This window comes from Streptomyces sp. NPDC057939, assembly GCF_042887545.1.
Taxonomy (GTDB): Bacteria; Actinomycetota; Actinomycetes; order Streptomycetales; family Streptomycetaceae; genus Streptomyces.
Map to the genome: position 1 here is coordinate 1 of NZ_JBHVPG010000057.1, position 13,884 is coordinate 13,884.

Here is a 13,884-nt window from a genome sequence, read left to right on the forward strand (position 1 = left end):
CCCATCGGCGTCCTGCGCAGCACCCACCGACCCGTCTACGACACCCTCATGGCCGACCAACTCGACACCGCCGTCGACCAGCACGGCAAGGGGGATCTGGCCACGCTGCTGACGGGAGCCGACACCTGGACGGTCGCCGAGTAGGCGGCGGACGGCAGCACCCACCCGGCCGGCCGCGCGGCGCCCGGCCGGGGACGACGAGGCCCGGAGCCCGCTAGGGCGTCCGGGCCTCGTCGTGCGTCGCGCGGGCCTCGTCGTAGGCCGCGCGGGCGCCCTGGACCTCGGCGGTGCGGTGTTCCGTCCAGCGCGCGAGGGCCCACACCTGTTCGGCGGCCTCCCGGCCGAGTTCCGTCAGCGTGTAGTCCACGCGCGGCGGGATCACCGGGTGCGCGTGGCGCAGGACGAAGCCGTCGCGCTCCAGGGTGCGGAGGGTCTGGGCGAGCATCTTCTCGCTGACGCCGCCCACTTCCCGGCGGAGTTCGCTGAAGCGGTGGGAGCTCTCGACGAGGGCGGCGAGCACGAGCACGCCCCAGCGGCTGGTGACGTGCTCCAGGATCCCGCGCGAGGGACACATCGGGGTCCGGACGTCGGCCGCCTTCCCCAGGGAGCTTCGGGAATCCCCGGTACTTACTTCCATGCCAGTACCTTACTCGAAAGTGGGTACTTTCCAATGGTTAGCGCTCTCCGTAGGGTGGTGTCATCCACCTCGAACAGGAGCGCATCATGAGCATCGTCGTCACCGGAGCCACCGGGTCCCTGGGCCGCCTCGTCATCGAGGAACTGCTGAACCGGGTCCCCGCCGAACGCGTGGCCGCCGTCGTCCGCGACGAGGAGAAGGCCGCCGACCTCGCCGCCCGCGGCGTCGAGGTGCGGGTCGCCGACTACGACGACCCCGCGAGCCTGGGCCGCGCCTTCCGGGCCGGGGACCGGGTCCTGCTGATCTCCGGCAACGAGGTCGGCCGTCGCGTCCCGCAGCACACCGCCGTGATCAAGGCCGCCGCGGCGGCCGGGGTCGCCCAGCTGGCGTACACCGGGATCCTCGGCGGCCCCGAGGCCGACTTCGACCTGGCGGCCGAGCACAAGGTCACCGAGCAGGCGATCCTCGACTCCGGGCTCCCCCACACCTTCCTGCGCAACGGCTGGTACCACGAGAACTACACCGCCCAGCTGCCCGGCGTCCTGGCGCACGGCGCCGTCGTCGGCAGCGCGGGCGAGGGCCGGATCGCCTCGGCGGCTCGCGCCGACTACGCGGCGGCGGCCGCGGCCGTACTGACCGGCGACGGACACCTGAACCGGGTCTACGAGCTCTCCGGCGACACCGCCTGGAGCCTGGCCGAGTACGCCGGCGAGGTGGCCCGACAGTCCGGCAAGGAGGTCGCGTACGCCTCGGTGACCGCCGACGAGCACCTGGCGGTGCTGACCGGCGCCGGAGTGCCCGAGGGGTTCGCGGCGATCCTGGTCGACGTCGACGCGGCCATCGCGCGCGGCCGACTGGCCGGCACGAGCGGGGACCTGGCGCGGCTGATCGGTCGGCCGACCACCCCGGTGGCCGCCGCCGTCACCGCCGCCCTGGCCTGACCCGGGTCACCCACCGCGACCGGCCGGGGCGACCCGGCCGACCGGACGTCTCACCCATCGAGATGTCATGAGTATCTCGCTTATACGGGCATGACATCGGACCCTGGCGGCGCTACCTTCGTTGAGTTGTGAGATTGGCCTGAAGTAGCACTGGAGGACCCGTGAAGGCGGAGAACGAGCAGCGCACGGGATTGCTCTCCGGATTCGGCGCGTACGGCCTGTGGGGCCTCGTGCCCCTTTTCTGGCCACTGCTCAAGCCCTCGGGCGCGGTCGAGATCCTGGCCCACCGGATGGTGTGGTCGCTGGCCGTCGTGGGGATCGCCCTGCTGGCGCTGCGCCGCTGGAGCTGGATGCGCGAGCTGGCACGACAGCCCCGCAAGCTCGGGCTGACGGCCCTCGCGGCCTCCGTCATCAGCGTGAACTGGGGCCTGTACATCTGGGCGGTCAACAACGGGCAGGTCGTCGAGGCCAGCCTCGGCTACTTCATCAACCCGCTGGTCACCATCGCGATCGGCGTGCTGGTGCTCGGGGAGCGGCTGCGCCGGGCCCAGTGGGCGGCCGTCGGCATCGGCTTCGCGGCCGTGGTGGTGCTCGCGGTCGGGTACGGGCGACCGCCGTGGATCTCGCTGGTCCTGGCCTTCTCCTTCGCCGCGTACGGGCTGATCAAGAAGAAGCTCGACATGGGCGGCCTGGAGTCGCTGACGGCGGAGACGGCCCTGCTGTTCCCGCCGGCCCTCGCCTACCTGCTGTGGCTGGGCGTCCAGGGCGACTCGACGTTCGCCACGGAGGGCCTCGGGCACTCCCTACTGCTGGCCGCGACGGGCCTGGTCACCGCGATCCCGCTGGTGCTCTTCGGGGCGGCGGCGATCCGGGTGCCGCTGTCCACGCTGGGGCTGCTCCAGTACATGGCCCCGGTGTTCCAGTTCGGGCTCGGCGTCCTGTACTTCCACGAGGCGATGCCGCCCGAGCGCTGGGCGGGCTTCTCCCTGGTGTGGGCCGCCCTCGCGATCCTGACCTGGGACGCGCTGCGCACTTCCCGCAGGTCGCGGGCCCGGCTCGCGGCCGCGGCGGCGACGGCGCTCGGGGCGGGTCCGCAGGAACTCCCGCAGCCGGCCCTCCCTGACGACGCCCGCGGGACCCCCGCCGCGACCCTCACGGACGGGCCCGCCGGACCTCCCGCGCAGACCCGCGAACCGGCGTAACACCGCCCCCTTCGCCCACCCGATCCCCGGTACGGACCACCCGTACCGGGGATCGTCCGTTTTCCGAACCGCCCTGACCGGATTGTGGTCTTGACGGATTGTCATGCTCTCGCTGAACATCAGGCTCGCACTGACGCACTACAAGCTCACCTGCTCTATCCCCGCACGTTCCGTCTCATCCCCATACGGAATCCCGGAGCCCCCACATGAGCCTGTCCGTCTCCCGGCGCCTCGCTGCCGTCACCGCGATAGCGGTCACCGGTCTGCTGGGCGCCACCGCCCCCTCCGCGCTCGCCGCTCCCACGGCGGTCACCGCGGCCCCGACCCCGCCGGACATCCCGCTGGCCAACGTCAAGGCGCACCTGACACAGCTGCAGACGATCGCCACCAACAACGGCGGCAACCGCGCGCACGGCAGGGCCGGGTACAAGGCGTCCATCGACTACGTGAAGGCCAAGCTGGACGCGGCCGGCTTCACCACCACGCTCCAGACCTTCACCTCCAGCGGCGCCACCGGCTACAACCTGATCGCCGACTGGCCGGGCGGTGACCCCAACTCGGTGCTGATGTCCGGCGCGCACCTGGACTCGGTGACCTCGGGCGCGGGCATCAACGACAACGGCTCGGGCAGCGCGGCGGTCCTGGAGACCGCCCTCGCCGTGTCGCGCGCAGGCCTCCAGCCGACGAAGCACCTGCGCTTCGGCTGGTGGGGCGCGGAGGAGCTGGGCCTGGTCGGGTCGAAGTACTACGTCAACAACCTGCCGACCGCCGAGCGGGCCAAGTTCGCCGGGTACCTGAACTTCGACATGATCGGCTCCCCGAACCCGGGCTACTTCGTCTACGACGACGACCCGACCATCGAGCAGACGTTCAAGAACTACTACGCCGGCCTCGGCGTGGCGACGGAGATCGAGACCGAGGGCGACGGCCGCTCGGACCACGCGTCCTTCAAGAACGTGGGCATTCCCGTCGGCGGTCTGTTCACCGGCGCCAGCAACAGCAAGACGTCGGCGCAGGCGCAGAAGTGGGGCGGCACGGCCGGTCAGTCCTTCGACCGCTGCTACCACTCCTCCTGCGACAACACCTCGAACATCAACGACACGGCCCTGGACCGCAACGCGGACGCCATCGCCTACGCGGTCTGGAACCTCGGGGCGTCCACCCCGGTCCCGCCGGGCCCGTCCTTCGAGAACACCACGGACGTGAACATCCCGGACTCCCCCGCCGCCGGGGTGAACTCGCCGATCACGGTGTCCGGCGTCGCGGGCAACGCGCCCGCCACCACCAAGGTCGACGTGAACATCGTCCACACCTACCGCGGTGACCTCCAGATCGACCTGATCGCCCCCGACGGGACGGCGTACCGGCTGAAGAACTCCAACTCGGACTCCGCCGACAACGTCATCGCCTCGTACACGGTGAACGCGTCGAGCGAGGTGGCGAACGGCGTCTGGAAGCTCCAGGTCAAGGACGTGGCGGCGCAGGACGTCGGCTACATCAACAGCTGGAAGATCACCTTCTAGTGAAGGGTCCGGCGCCGCTCCCCACGGGGCGGCGCCGGCTCCGGACGTCCCGGGCCCGAGGCTACGCGTCCTCCGCGTTGGACCGCAGCGATGCGGGCAGCGGTTCCTGTATCCGGGCGCGCAGCTCCTGTGCGACGGCCCCGATGTCGGCGCGGCCGAGCTTGGCGGCCTCCACGAGGTCGCCGAGCTCCTCCGGCGTCGGCAGTTGCCTGGCCCCGGCCACCCGCAGGTACGAGCGGGTGGCCGCGGCCGCGTAGAACTCGTTCATCGGGGATTCGAGCGCGGGGCAGACGGCCAGCGTGTGCAGGAACGCGGCGGCCCGCCAGGCGGTGTCGGGGGCGGGCTGCTCGGGCACCAGCACCAGGTCGTTCTGGTGCCGGGCGACGGCGGCGGCCACCCCGGAGGGATCCCACACGGCGGGATCCGACGGCAGATGGTGGGCGAGGGCGGTCCAGGCCCACTCCATGGTGATCTTCAATTGCCGAACCGCTCCTGGAAGTAGCTCCAGTGATCGGCGAACTCCTCGATGCCGGTGAGGAACGACTTGCGGTCCTCGTCGAGTTCGCGCTCCGTCACCTCGGTGATCAGTGCGGTGACCGTCGTGCCCAGCGCCGCCGCGCGTGCCTTGAGGCGCTCGTGGAACTCTTCGTCCAGGCGAATGGTGACGTGTCTCGACATGGCCATCACGGTACAGCGGCCTTGCTGTACGCAGGAGGGGAACGGCAGAAGGGTGGCCCGGGACACAAGTCCCGGGCCACCCTTCGCGTTGTCGCCGTGCGCACCGACCGGGTGCGCGCGGACGGACTACTTGGCGGAGTCGGCCGCCTTGACCAGCGCGTCCTTGGTGACGGCGCCGACGTAGACCTTGCCGTCGTCCGTGATCAGGGCGTTGACCAGGCGGGTCGACAGGACCCGACCCTCGCCGAACTTCCCGGTGACCTTGTCACCGAGGGAGTTCAGGAACTGCTGGGCCTCCTTGGGGGCGTTCTTGTCCTTCTCCAGCTCCTTGAGGCCCTGGCCGGCGCCGGTGTCGATGCGGGCGACAGTGGCCCAGCCCTCGCCGAGAACCTTCACCTCGCCGTTGCCGCCGCCGGTCAGCGCGTCGAGGCCGGGGAAGGACTCAAGCGCCTTCCAGTGCTCGTCCTTCCCGGCCTTGCCGTGCTCCTCGCCCTCCAGGCCCTCGGTCACCTTGGCGCCCTTGGGCGGGGTGAACTTGAAGGTGTCGGCGGACGGCTTGGCGAAGTCGACCTTCGTGAAGCCCGCGTCGACGATCGGCTTGCCGCCCTGGCTGGAGAGCAGCTGGACGCGCAGCGGGACGCCGTTCTTGGCGTCGACCGCGATCTGCACCGAGCCGACCGTGGAGCCGCTCTGCTTGGGCTTGAGGACCAGCTGGTAGGCGTCGCGGCCGGCGACCTGCGCGGTGTCACCGACGCTGATGTCGGTGGTCGGGCCGGCGGCCTTGAGGATCTCCTGGGCGATCTGCTGCGGGGAGCCCGCGAGCCGGTCGGCCGTCTTGTGCTCGGTGCCCTTGCCGGCGCCCTCGGGGTTCTTCTCGTGGAAGACCTCGTTGGACTTCGAGTCGTAGCCCCAGACGTCGGCGCCGTTGTGGATGAGGCTGTACTCGTCCTTGCCGTCGAGGAAGGTGAGCTTCTGGCGGTCCGGGCCGTCCGCGGCGACGCGGAAGGTGTGCGAGCCGTTGGCCAGCTGCGCGAGCTTGTCCTCCGGGTTGGCCGAGCCGCCGGTGACGCCGCCGCCGCCGAGGAGGCCGGAGGCGATCTTCGGCAGGCCCAGGTCGGTGGTCAGCTTCGCGGTGCCGGAGAGCTGCTCGACGTCGGACGCGGCCACCTTCTCGATGAGCTGCTGCGCGGTGACCTTGGGAAGATCGGGTCCGCCGGCGTTGGCGAAGGCGGGGACCATCGCGACGGTCGCCGCCGCGATGCCCACCACCGCGACCGGTACGGCGTACCGTGCGGCCTTCCGCGAGGTCTTCGTGTTCGCTGCCATGTCAGTGCCCTGCCCTCTGTGTCGTCGGCGGCGACCCCCGTGTCGCCGCGCTCACCCGGTCCGGTGGGGTTCGATGTCTCCATCTGACCAAATCGGGGCTCCCGGGGCGTCAGCCCCCGGAGCCAACTCCGCGTACGACCGTGGGATGACACCGGACGGACCCTCCTCCCCCGACCCGTAGGGGTCGCCCGGGGGGAGGGAACCGTTCCGCCGGCGTGGGGCGCGCGGGGCCCCGGGGCGGTCCGGCGTCAGCCGGCGCGGTGGACCACCGCGTCGCACAGTTCCTCCAGCGCGGACTTCGCGAAGCACTCCGGCAGCGGGGCCAGCGTGGCCCGCGCGTCCTCCGCGTAGCGGATGGTGTCGCGGCGCGCCTGCTCCAGCGCGGGGTGGACGCGCAGCCGGGCGAGGACCTCGGCGTGCCGGGCGTCGTCCGTGAGGTCGCCGTCGAGGAGCTCGACGAGTTCCAGGTCCTCCGGGCGGCCGTCGCGCTCGGCCATCTCGCGCAGCCGCAGCACGGGCAGGGTGGGGATGCCCTCGCGCAGGTCGGTGCCGGGGGTCTTGCCGGACTCGTGGGAGTCGGAGGCGATGTCGAGGACGTCGTCGGCGAGCTGGAAGGCCGTGCCGAGCCGCTCGCCGTACTGGGTGAGGATGTCGACGACGGCTTCGTCGGCGCCGGCCATCAGCGCGCCGAACCGGCCGGAGACCGCGATCAGCGAGCCGGTCTTGCCGGCGATGACGTCGAGGTAGTGCGCGACGGGGTCGCGCCCGTCGCGCGGGCCGGCCGTCTCCAGGATCTGGCCGGTGACGAGCCGCTCGAAGGCCTCGGCCTGGATGCGCACGGCCTCCGGTCCGAGGTCGGCCAGGATGTGGGAGGCGCGGGCGAAGAGGAAGTCACCCGTCAGGACGGCGACGGAGTTGCCCCAGCGGGCGTTGGCGCTCTCCACCCCGCGGCGCACGTCGGCCTCGTCCATGACGTCGTCGTGGTAGAGCGTGGCCAGGTGCGTGAGCTCCACGACCACCGCGGACGGCACGATTCCGGGGGCGTAGGGGTCTCCGAAGCGGGACGCGAGCATCACCAGCAGCGGGCGGAACCGCTTGCCACCCGCTCTCACCAGGTGTTGTGCGGCCTCGGTGATGAAGGGGACTTCGCTCTTGGTGGCTTCCAGCAGACCCGCCTCGACGGCGGCCAGTCCGGCCTGGACATCGGTCTCAAGAGCCTGGTCCCGCACGCTCAGTCCGAACGGCCCGACGACGGTCACGAGGGGTACTCCTGTCTGCTGACGATCACCTTGACGATCACATGGATTGTCGATGTGTCGCTGCCATCACTCAAGCCAGCGTATCCGGTCCGTTTTCGATCACCCAGAGCGCCTGTCCGGCCGCCACGCGCGCATCGCCCGATCCACCCCGGTATGTTCAGTGGAAGTCGAAACAACCGGAGAATCTGTTTTGTCCAGAATCACGACCGATATGGACGGGCCCGACCCGGAGGCGGACCAGCCGCCGCCCGGTGACGACCACGCCTTCCTGGGGCATCCCAGGGGCCTGGCCACCCTGTCCGGGCTGGAAGTCTGGGAGCGGTTCTCCTTCCTCGGCATGCAGGCCATCCTCGTCCTCTACTTCGCGGACACGGTCGCCAGCGGCGGCCTGGGCATGAACCCCGGCAGCGCGGCCTCCGTCGCGGCGGCGTACGGGACCATGGTCTACCTCGTCTCGGTGGCCGGCGGGTGGCTCGCCGACCGGATCCTCGGTTCCTACCGCGCGGTCCTCTACGGCGGCATCCTGATCGCCTGCGGCCATTACGCCATGGCCGTGCCCACCGCCGCCATGACCTGGGTCGGACTCGGCCTGATCAGCGCGGGCACCGGCCTGCTCAAGCCCAACGTGGCCAGCATGGTCGGCAAGCTGTACCGCACCGACGACGAGCGGCGCGACGCCGGATTCGCCCTCTACTACATGGGCATCAACATCGGCGCCTTCGCCGGACCGCTGATCACCGCGTGGCTCGGGGAGCGCGAGGGCTGGCACTGGGGCTTCTCCGCCGCCGCGATCGGCATGACCGCCGGGCTCATCCAGTACGTGCTCGGACGCCGCCATCTGGCGGGACGGAAACACTCGGCCGAGTACGCCCTCGCACCCGACGCGATGCGCGCCGCCGTGTGGAAGATCGTCGGCGGCTGCGTCGCGTTCGCCGTCATCGCCACCCTCCTGGCCGCTATCGGCTGGTTGACGATGGCCCGTTTCGTCGACGTCCTCACCCTCGTGTCGGTGATCGCGCCGGTCGTCTACTTCGCCGTCATGTTCCGCAGCCCCCGCGTCACCGCCGAGGAACGCGGACGACTGCGCCCGTACGTGGTGCTCTTCCTGGCCTCGGTCGCCTTCAACTTCATCCTGTTCCAGGCGTACTCGACGATGATGCTGCTGGCCTCGACCAACGCCCGCACCACCATCCTCGGCTTCGACTTCCCCGCCGGCTGGTACGCCTCCGCGCTCGGCGCCTTCGAGGTGGCGCTGGCGCCCGTGGTGGCCGCCCTGTGGGTCCGGATGGGCCGCCGCCAGCCGCACGCCTCCAACAAGATCGCCATCGGGGTGATCCTGGGCGGCCTGTCCTTCCTGCTGATGGTCATCCCCACCTCGGGCCACGCCGACGAGACCTACAAGATGGCCGCCTGGTGGATCGTCGGCTCGTACCTGCTGCTCGGGCTCGGCGACGTGCTGCTGGAGACCTCCGGCATGTCCGCCACCACGAAGCTCGCCCCCAAGGCGTACGCGAGCCAGACCATGGCCCTGTGGTTCCTCTCGCTGGCCCTCGCCAACGGCATCCAGGCGCAGGTCGTCAAGCTCTACGACCAGGTGTCCCACCCCGTCTACTTCGGCGTCAACGGCGCCATCGCCGTCGCGGCGGGCCTGGTCGTGGTCGCGCTCGCGCCCTGGCTGCGCCGCACCATGCACCCCGTCCACTGAAAGGGGCCCGACCACCGATGATCATCCGTACCGAGTTCCCGTACGGGACCACCCACGAGGACGTCCGGATCCCGCTGCCGGACGGGGTGGAGCTGTACGCGCGGATCTGGCGCCCGGTGACGGACGAGCCCGTCCCCGCGCTGCTGGAGTACCTCCCCTACCGGCTCACCGACTGGACCGCTCCCCGCGACCGCCAGCGCCACCCCTGGTACGCCGGGCACGGCTACGCCTCGGTCCGCGTCGACGTGCGCGGCCACGGGTGCAGCGGCGGTCTCCCGGGCGACGAGTACGACGCGCGGGAGCTCGCCGACGGGGTCGCCGTGGTGGAGTGGCTGGCGGCGCAGCCCTGGTGCACGGGCGCGGTCGGCATGTTCGGGATCTCCTGGGGCGGCTTCAACAGCCTCCAGATCGCGGCGCTGGCCCCGCCGGCCCTCAAGGCGGTGGTCACCGTCTGCTCGACGGACGACCGCTACGACAACGACGTCCACTACATGGGCGGCTCCGTCCTGGCCGTGGACATGCACGCGTGGGCGGCGACGATGCTGGCCTTCGCCGCCCGACCCCCGGACCCGCTGTTCGTCGGCGACGCCTGGCGCGAGCAGTGGCTGGACCGGCTCACCGCCGTCGAGCCCCTCGTCCACACCTGGCTGGCCCACCAGACCCGCGACGCCTACTGGCGCCACGGCAGCGTCTGCGAGGACTACGGGGCGGTGAAGGCCGCCGTGCTGGCCGTCGGCGGCTGGCACGACCCGTACCGGGACACGGTCCTGCGCCTCGTCGAGCACCTGCCGGCCGGGCGCGTACGGGGTCTCATCGGCCCCTGGTCGCACCAGTACCCTGACCGCGGGCTGCCGCCCGGCCCGGCGATCGGCTTCCTCCAGGAGACCCTGCGCTGGTGGGACCACTGGCTGCGCGGCGACGACAACGGCGTCATGGACGAACCCCTGCTGCGCGCCTGGATCAGCGACTCGCACCCGCCGGCCACCGTCTACGAGCGGCTGCCGGGCCGCTGGGTGGGCGAGCGGGCCTGGCCGTCCCCGACGGTCGTCCCCGTCTCGTACGGGCTCCAGGGCCCGCCCGTCGTGGTGGCCTCGCCGCAGCACACCGGGCTGGACGCGGGCCGCTTCTTCCCCTTCGGCAACGACGCCGACCTGCCGCCGGACCAGCGCGAGGAGGACGCCAAGTCGGCGTGCTTCGAGTTCCCCGTCGGGGCGGGCGAGCCGGTGGAGATCCTCGGCCGGCCCTCGGTGACGCTGCGGCTGCGCATGGAGGTCCCGTACGGGCAGGTCGTGGCCCGACTGTGCGACGTGGCCCCCGACGGCTCCTCGACGCTGATCACCCGGGGCGCGCTGAACCTGTCGGCGCGCCACGGCCGCGACCGGGCGGCGCCGTGGACCCCGGGCGCGACCGAGGACGTCACCTTCGAGCTGAACGGCATCGGGCACGCGTTCCCGCCGGGGCACCGGATCCGGCTGGCGGTGTCGTCCGCGTACTGGCCGTGGATCTGGCCGCGGGCCGGCTCGGAGGCCGGCTGGACCCTCGACCCGGCGGGCAGCACCCTGGAACTCCCCGTCCGGCCGCCCTCCCCGCGTGCGGACGGCGGGATCGTCTTCGAGGCCCCGGAGCAGGCCGCCCCGCTGGGGGTCGCCTACCCGGACACCCTGGAGGAGCCCCGCCCGGAACGCCTGGTCGTACGGGACGTCGCGGCCGGCACCTGGCGCCTGGAGGTGGACCCCCGCTACGGGGGCACCCGGGTGTACCCGGACGGGCTGGAGTTCAGCGAGGACGCGCGGGAGGTGTACGAGATCCAGGAGTCGGACCCGCTGTCGGCCCGCACCCGCTCGGAGTGGAGCATCCGCCTGCACCGGCCGGAGCTGGGCTGGGACGCGAGGGTGGAGACCCGTTCGGAGATCTCCTGCGACGAGGGCGGCTTCCTGACGTCGAACGAGGTGGTCTGCCGGGAGGGCGACGAGGTCGTCTTCCACCGCACCTGGGAACGCCGCCTCCCGAGAGCGGCGGGCTGACGCGCCCGGGCCCCGGACGGCGTACGCGCCCGGGGCCCGATCGTCCGATGCTCAGACGGCCTTGACGCCGTCCACGAACGCGGCGAACGCGGCAGCGGCGAAGCCGAGCACGGGGCTGTCGTCACGCTTGGAGTCCCGGACCGGGACGACACCGCGCGAGGCGACGAGGTTCGTGGCGACCTCGACGCACTGACCGCCGTTGTCGCTGTAGGAGGACGTGAACCAGCGGGGCAGTTCGGTCATCACGGAGTGCCCTTTCGTAGTCCGATGGAGCGAGGTCAGACGGCCTTGACGCCGTCCACGAACGCGGCGAACGCGGCAGCGGCGAAGCCGAGCACGGGGCTGTCGTCACGCTTGGAGTCCCGAACGGGGACCACACCGCGCGAGGCGACGAGGTTGGTGGCGACCTCGACGCAGGCGCCGCCGTTGTCGCTGTACGAGGACGTGAACCAGCGGGGGGATTCGGTCGTCACGAGGTGCCCTTTCGTAGCTGATCGATCATGGCTACCGATGCCGCCTGGGTGCATGCCTCGGCCTGGAGCTGATGGTAGGCCGTCATCATGGGCACCACGGAGTTGTTATCCCGCTCCAGGTGGCCCCGTTGGGCGGATTCCGCATAGGACATGATCGAGCGGTCCGGCAACGTCAGGATGTAGAGCGGCAGGTTGAACGGTCGCCGCTCCCCCATGTCGAACGGAGCGATCTGAAGCACCGTGTTCGGCAGTTCGGCGAATTCCAGCAGCCGCGTGAACTGGTCCCGCATCAGGGCGGGACCGCCGAGGGGCCGACGGATACAGCTCTCGTCGAGCACCGCGAGGATCAGCGGCGGAGGAGTGCGGAGCAGCACGGCCTGCCGGTCCGCAACGACGGCGATCCGCTCGGCCGCGTGATCGGCGGTGATGGCGCCCCGCTTGACCGCGCTCTCGGCCAACACGGTCGCGTACTCCGGCGTCTGGAGCAGCCCCGGTATGACACCCACCTCGTACAGGCGGATCTCCACCGCCCGGCTTTCGTAGCCGAGGAACTCCGGGAAGCCCTCCAGCAGTACGCCGTGCCGGATCTCGCGCCACTCGCGCTCGAACGATTTTTCGCCCTGACCAGTGCCGAAGACCTCGTCAGCACTGCGCGAGAACCGCAAGGTCGGCACTTTCCGTCCGGTTTCGACCGCTGACACGTGCGTACTGGAGTACCCCAGCCGCCCGCCCAGGACCTCCTGCGTCCAACCCCGTTCCTCGCGCGAGCTGCGCAGACGTGCCCCGAAGGCCGCTCGGGGGTCGCGCTCGGGGTTCAACTCCTTGCGGTTCAAGGGCTCCTGACCAATCTTCCGTTCCATTTCGACAAGTTGAAGCCTCCCCCGGCCAGGGCCATCCTGAACCCGATCGGTAGCGAATCGACTACGGAGAGGAACGGTGTCATGTGTGAAACGAAGCCCCCTCAGCCGCCGTCGGCCGGCGCGCTCGTGGTGGACACCAGTCGCGGTGACCGCGTCGGGGAGTTCCGCGGGGTCGCCGGCCCCTACTGGTCGCTGCGTCCGGTGCGCGGCGGCACGGAATGGGAGGCGGAGCCGCGGCACGTGCGGCCCGCCGAGCCCATGGAGCGGATGCGGGCCGAGAACGCCCGGCGCAACGCGCGCAGCGCGAAGGGGTTGCTGTGAGCGCGCCACCGCCCGAAGGGGGCGACACCGGGGCCGAGTTGCGGCGCATGGAGTCGGACCCGGCCTACCGGGCGCTGTTCCTCGCCCTGCTGGACTCGGCTCTGGCGCGGCGGGAGGCGGAGCGCGGCGCGTTCGCCGGCGCGGCCCTGGCGGCGGCCGATCGGCTGCGTGGCCTGGTCCGTCCCGATCCCGACCCGGCGGCCCGGCGCGCCCGCGCCGACCGGCGGAGTGCGGTGGCCCTGACGGTCGGGGCGATCGCGTGGACGTGCTGCGTGGCCGGCATCGTCGCCCGGGGGTGGCTCGCGTGAGCGACGGGCCGCCCTGTCCCCCGCGCCCGGAGTGCGGCGCGTCCGGCACCCTCTCCGTGGCGCACCTGGAGGCGCTGGCGCGCCTCCTCTGCGCGCGGGCCCTGCGGGAGGTCCTCGCGGCCGGTCCGGAGCTTTTCTGCCCCCTGGAACGTCATGCGGGCCCGCACCTGGACGTCGTCCTCGACCCCGGGTCCGGCGACGCCCTGTGGGCCCGCTGGTCCGACGGGCAGGGACCCGACGCCGAACCCGACGCGGTCCTCCCCCTCCCCGACTGCCCGGCGATCACCGGCCCCGAAGCCTGCCCTCACCCCCTCGGCCACCCCGGCGGCCACGGCCCGCACCCATCGACCCCCGCGCCCTGACCCGTCGCCGTCACCGCCACCCTCACCATCGGCCCGCGATCAGGCCCAGAAGGCCTCGGTGACAACGATCTGCGGCTCGGCGTGGCGACGCATGAAGGTGTACATGAGCCAGCCTCGCCCACCCGCCAGATCCACGATGTGCTGGCCGCCCGGCTGCGTCGACGCCAGCGGGCGGACGGTCATCCAGTGCGGAAGCTCGACATCGGCGTCGATCCCCCGAAAGTAAGGGGTCCTCAGCCGTGATCAGCTCAGCGCGCGCACTCAT

Annotated in this window: 17 protein-coding genes and 1 pseudogene; 9 read left to right on the forward strand and 9 right to left on the reverse strand. The window is 71.6% G+C overall.

Features of this window, described 5'->3' with window-relative positions; genetic code table 11:
- Nucleotides 1-144: pseudogene (locus ACFVS6_RS36370) on the forward strand (2-oxoacid:ferredoxin oxidoreductase subunit beta); the annotation flags it as partial.
- A 70-nt stretch (nt 145-214) separates the two neighbouring features.
- On the opposite strand, the gene ACFVS6_RS36375 reads toward ACFVS6_RS36370, so the two are convergent.
- The gene (locus tag ACFVS6_RS36375) at nt 215-637 is read right to left on the reverse strand and encodes a winged helix-turn-helix transcriptional regulator (protein WP_389710829.1); all 423 of its coding nucleotides are present in this window, start codon (nt 635-637) and stop codon (nt 215-217) included.
- A gap of 86 nt (nt 638-723) precedes the next feature.
- Here ACFVS6_RS36375 and ACFVS6_RS36380 point away from each other — a divergent pair, with 86 nt between their 5' ends.
- The 3 genes from ACFVS6_RS36380 to ACFVS6_RS36390 all read left to right on the forward strand — a co-directional run bounded on the left by ACFVS6_RS36380 (nt 724) and on the right by ACFVS6_RS36390 (nt 4,303).
- Nucleotides 724-1,578, forward strand: coding sequence for an SDR family oxidoreductase (locus tag ACFVS6_RS36380; protein ID WP_389710830.1), 855 nt, complete (start codon nt 724-726; stop codon nt 1,576-1,578).
- A 161-nt stretch (nt 1,579-1,739) separates the two neighbouring features.
- On the forward strand, nt 1,740-2,780 hold the full coding sequence (rarD, locus tag ACFVS6_RS36385) for an EamA family transporter RarD (RefSeq protein ID WP_389710831.1): 1,041 nt from the start codon (nt 1,740-1,742) through the stop codon (nt 2,778-2,780).
- A 206-nt stretch (nt 2,781-2,986) separates the two neighbouring features.
- On the forward strand, nt 2,987-4,303 hold the full coding sequence (locus ACFVS6_RS36390) for a M28 family metallopeptidase (protein WP_389710832.1): 1,317 nt from the start codon (nt 2,987-2,989) through the stop codon (nt 4,301-4,303).
- A 61-nt stretch (nt 4,304-4,364) separates the two neighbouring features.
- Here the strand turns inward: ACFVS6_RS36390 and ACFVS6_RS36395 are convergent, their stop codons facing one another.
- The 4 genes from ACFVS6_RS36395 to ACFVS6_RS36410 all read right to left on the reverse strand — a co-directional run bounded on the left by ACFVS6_RS36395 (nt 4,365) and on the right by ACFVS6_RS36410 (nt 7,566).
- Nucleotides 4,365-4,781 (reverse strand): hypothetical protein, encoded by a 417-nt coding sequence (locus ACFVS6_RS36395; RefSeq protein ID WP_389710833.1) that lies wholly within the window; start codon nt 4,779-4,781, stop codon nt 4,365-4,367.
- Entirely contained in the window at nt 4,778-4,981 is a 204-nt protein-coding gene (locus tag ACFVS6_RS36400; protein ID WP_389710834.1) for a hypothetical protein, read from the reverse strand. The genes ACFVS6_RS36395 and ACFVS6_RS36400 overlap by 4 nt, the downstream gene beginning before the upstream one ends.
- 126 nt (nt 4,982-5,107) lie before the next feature.
- Complete coding sequence (locus ACFVS6_RS36405) at nt 5,108-6,307, reverse strand: outer membrane lipoprotein carrier protein LolA (RefSeq protein WP_389710835.1); 1,200 nt, start codon at nt 6,305-6,307, stop codon at nt 5,108-5,110.
- Nucleotides 6,308-6,555: 248 nt separating this feature from the next.
- Nucleotides 6,556-7,566, reverse strand: coding sequence for a polyprenyl synthetase family protein (locus tag ACFVS6_RS36410; protein ID WP_389710836.1), 1,011 nt, complete (start codon nt 7,564-7,566; stop codon nt 6,556-6,558).
- A 211-nt stretch (nt 7,567-7,777) separates the two neighbouring features.
- Here ACFVS6_RS36410 and ACFVS6_RS36415 point away from each other — a divergent pair, with 211 nt between their 5' ends.
- Nucleotides 7,778-9,271, forward strand: coding sequence for a peptide MFS transporter (locus tag ACFVS6_RS36415; protein WP_389710872.1), 1,494 nt, complete (start codon nt 7,778-7,780; stop codon nt 9,269-9,271).
- 17 nt (nt 9,272-9,288) lie between these two features.
- Nucleotides 9,289-11,295, forward strand: a complete 2,007-nt coding sequence (locus ACFVS6_RS36420) for a CocE/NonD family hydrolase (RefSeq protein ID WP_389710837.1) — start codon at nt 9,289-9,291, stop codon at nt 11,293-11,295.
- A 51-nt stretch (nt 11,296-11,346) separates the two neighbouring features.
- Here the strand turns inward: ACFVS6_RS36420 and ACFVS6_RS36425 are convergent, their stop codons facing one another.
- The 3 genes from ACFVS6_RS36425 to ACFVS6_RS36435 are packed head-to-tail and all read right to left on the reverse strand — an operon-like array spanning nt 11,347 to nt 12,628.
- Complete coding sequence (locus tag ACFVS6_RS36425; protein WP_389710838.1) at nt 11,347-11,541, reverse strand: DUF397 domain-containing protein; 195 nt, start codon at nt 11,539-11,541, stop codon at nt 11,347-11,349.
- Nucleotides 11,542-11,573: 32 nt separating this feature from the next.
- Nucleotides 11,574-11,768, reverse strand: coding sequence for a DUF397 domain-containing protein (locus tag ACFVS6_RS36430; protein WP_389710839.1), 195 nt, complete (start codon nt 11,766-11,768; stop codon nt 11,574-11,576).
- Complete coding sequence (locus ACFVS6_RS36435) at nt 11,765-12,628, reverse strand: helix-turn-helix domain-containing protein (RefSeq protein ID WP_389710840.1); 864 nt, start codon at nt 12,626-12,628, stop codon at nt 11,765-11,767. Before ACFVS6_RS36435 ends, ACFVS6_RS36430 begins: the two co-directional genes overlap by 4 nt.
- An 81-nt stretch (nt 12,629-12,709) precedes the next feature.
- Here ACFVS6_RS36435 and ACFVS6_RS36440 point away from each other — a divergent pair, with 81 nt between their 5' ends.
- The 3 genes from ACFVS6_RS36440 to ACFVS6_RS36450 are packed head-to-tail and all read left to right on the forward strand — an operon-like array spanning nt 12,710 to nt 13,619.
- Nucleotides 12,710-12,949 (forward strand): hypothetical protein, encoded by a 240-nt coding sequence (locus ACFVS6_RS36440; protein ID WP_389710841.1) that lies wholly within the window; start codon nt 12,710-12,712, stop codon nt 12,947-12,949.
- Nucleotides 12,946-13,257: a hypothetical protein gene (locus ACFVS6_RS36445; RefSeq protein ID WP_389710842.1), complete on the forward strand. Its 312-nt coding sequence runs from the start codon at nt 12,946-12,948 to the stop codon at nt 13,255-13,257. Before ACFVS6_RS36440 ends, ACFVS6_RS36445 begins: the two co-directional genes overlap by 4 nt.
- A complete protein-coding gene (locus ACFVS6_RS36450; RefSeq protein ID WP_389710843.1) occupies nt 13,254-13,619 on the forward strand; it encodes a hypothetical protein in 366 nt (121 codons plus the stop codon). Before ACFVS6_RS36445 ends, ACFVS6_RS36450 begins: the two co-directional genes overlap by 4 nt.
- A 39-nt stretch (nt 13,620-13,658) precedes the next feature.
- Here ACFVS6_RS36450 and ACFVS6_RS36455 read toward each other — a convergent pair whose 3' ends face one another.
- The gene (locus ACFVS6_RS36455) at nt 13,659-13,802 is read right to left on the reverse strand and encodes a hypothetical protein (RefSeq protein WP_389710844.1); all 144 of its coding nucleotides are present in this window, start codon (nt 13,800-13,802) and stop codon (nt 13,659-13,661) included.
- Nucleotides 13,803-13,884: the final 82 nt, after the last annotated feature.

Coding starts and splice junctions, on each gene's coding strand:
- ACFVS6_RS36380 (WP_389710830.1), top strand. CDS start 724: ATGAGCATCGTCGTCACCGGAGCCACCGGGTCCCTGGGCCGCCTCGTC.
- ACFVS6_RS36390 (WP_389710832.1), top strand. CDS start 2,987: ATGAGCCTGTCCGTCTCCCGGCGCCTCGCTGCCGTCACCGCGATAGCG.
- ACFVS6_RS36455 (WP_389710844.1), bottom strand. CDS start 13,802: ATGACCGTCCGCCCGCTGGCGTCGACGCAGCCGGGCGGCCAGCACATC.
- ACFVS6_RS36415 (WP_389710872.1), top strand. CDS start 7,778: ATGGACGGGCCCGACCCGGAGGCGGACCAGCCGCCGCCCGGTGACGAC.
- ACFVS6_RS36435 (WP_389710840.1), bottom strand. CDS start 12,628: ATGGAACGGAAGATTGGTCAGGAGCCCTTGAACCGCAAGGAGTTGAAC.
- ACFVS6_RS36400 (WP_389710834.1), bottom strand. CDS start 4,981: ATGTCGAGACACGTCACCATTCGCCTGGACGAAGAGTTCCACGAGCGC.
- ACFVS6_RS36375 (WP_389710829.1), bottom strand. CDS start 637: ATGGAAGTAAGTACCGGGGATTCCCGAAGCTCCCTGGGGAAGGCGGCC.
- ACFVS6_RS36440 (WP_389710841.1), top strand. CDS start 12,710: ATGTGTGAAACGAAGCCCCCTCAGCCGCCGTCGGCCGGCGCGCTCGTG.
- ACFVS6_RS36405 (WP_389710835.1), bottom strand. CDS start 6,307: ATGGCAGCGAACACGAAGACCTCGCGGAAGGCCGCACGGTACGCCGTA.
- ACFVS6_RS36420 (WP_389710837.1), top strand. CDS start 9,289: ATGATCATCCGTACCGAGTTCCCGTACGGGACCACCCACGAGGACGTC.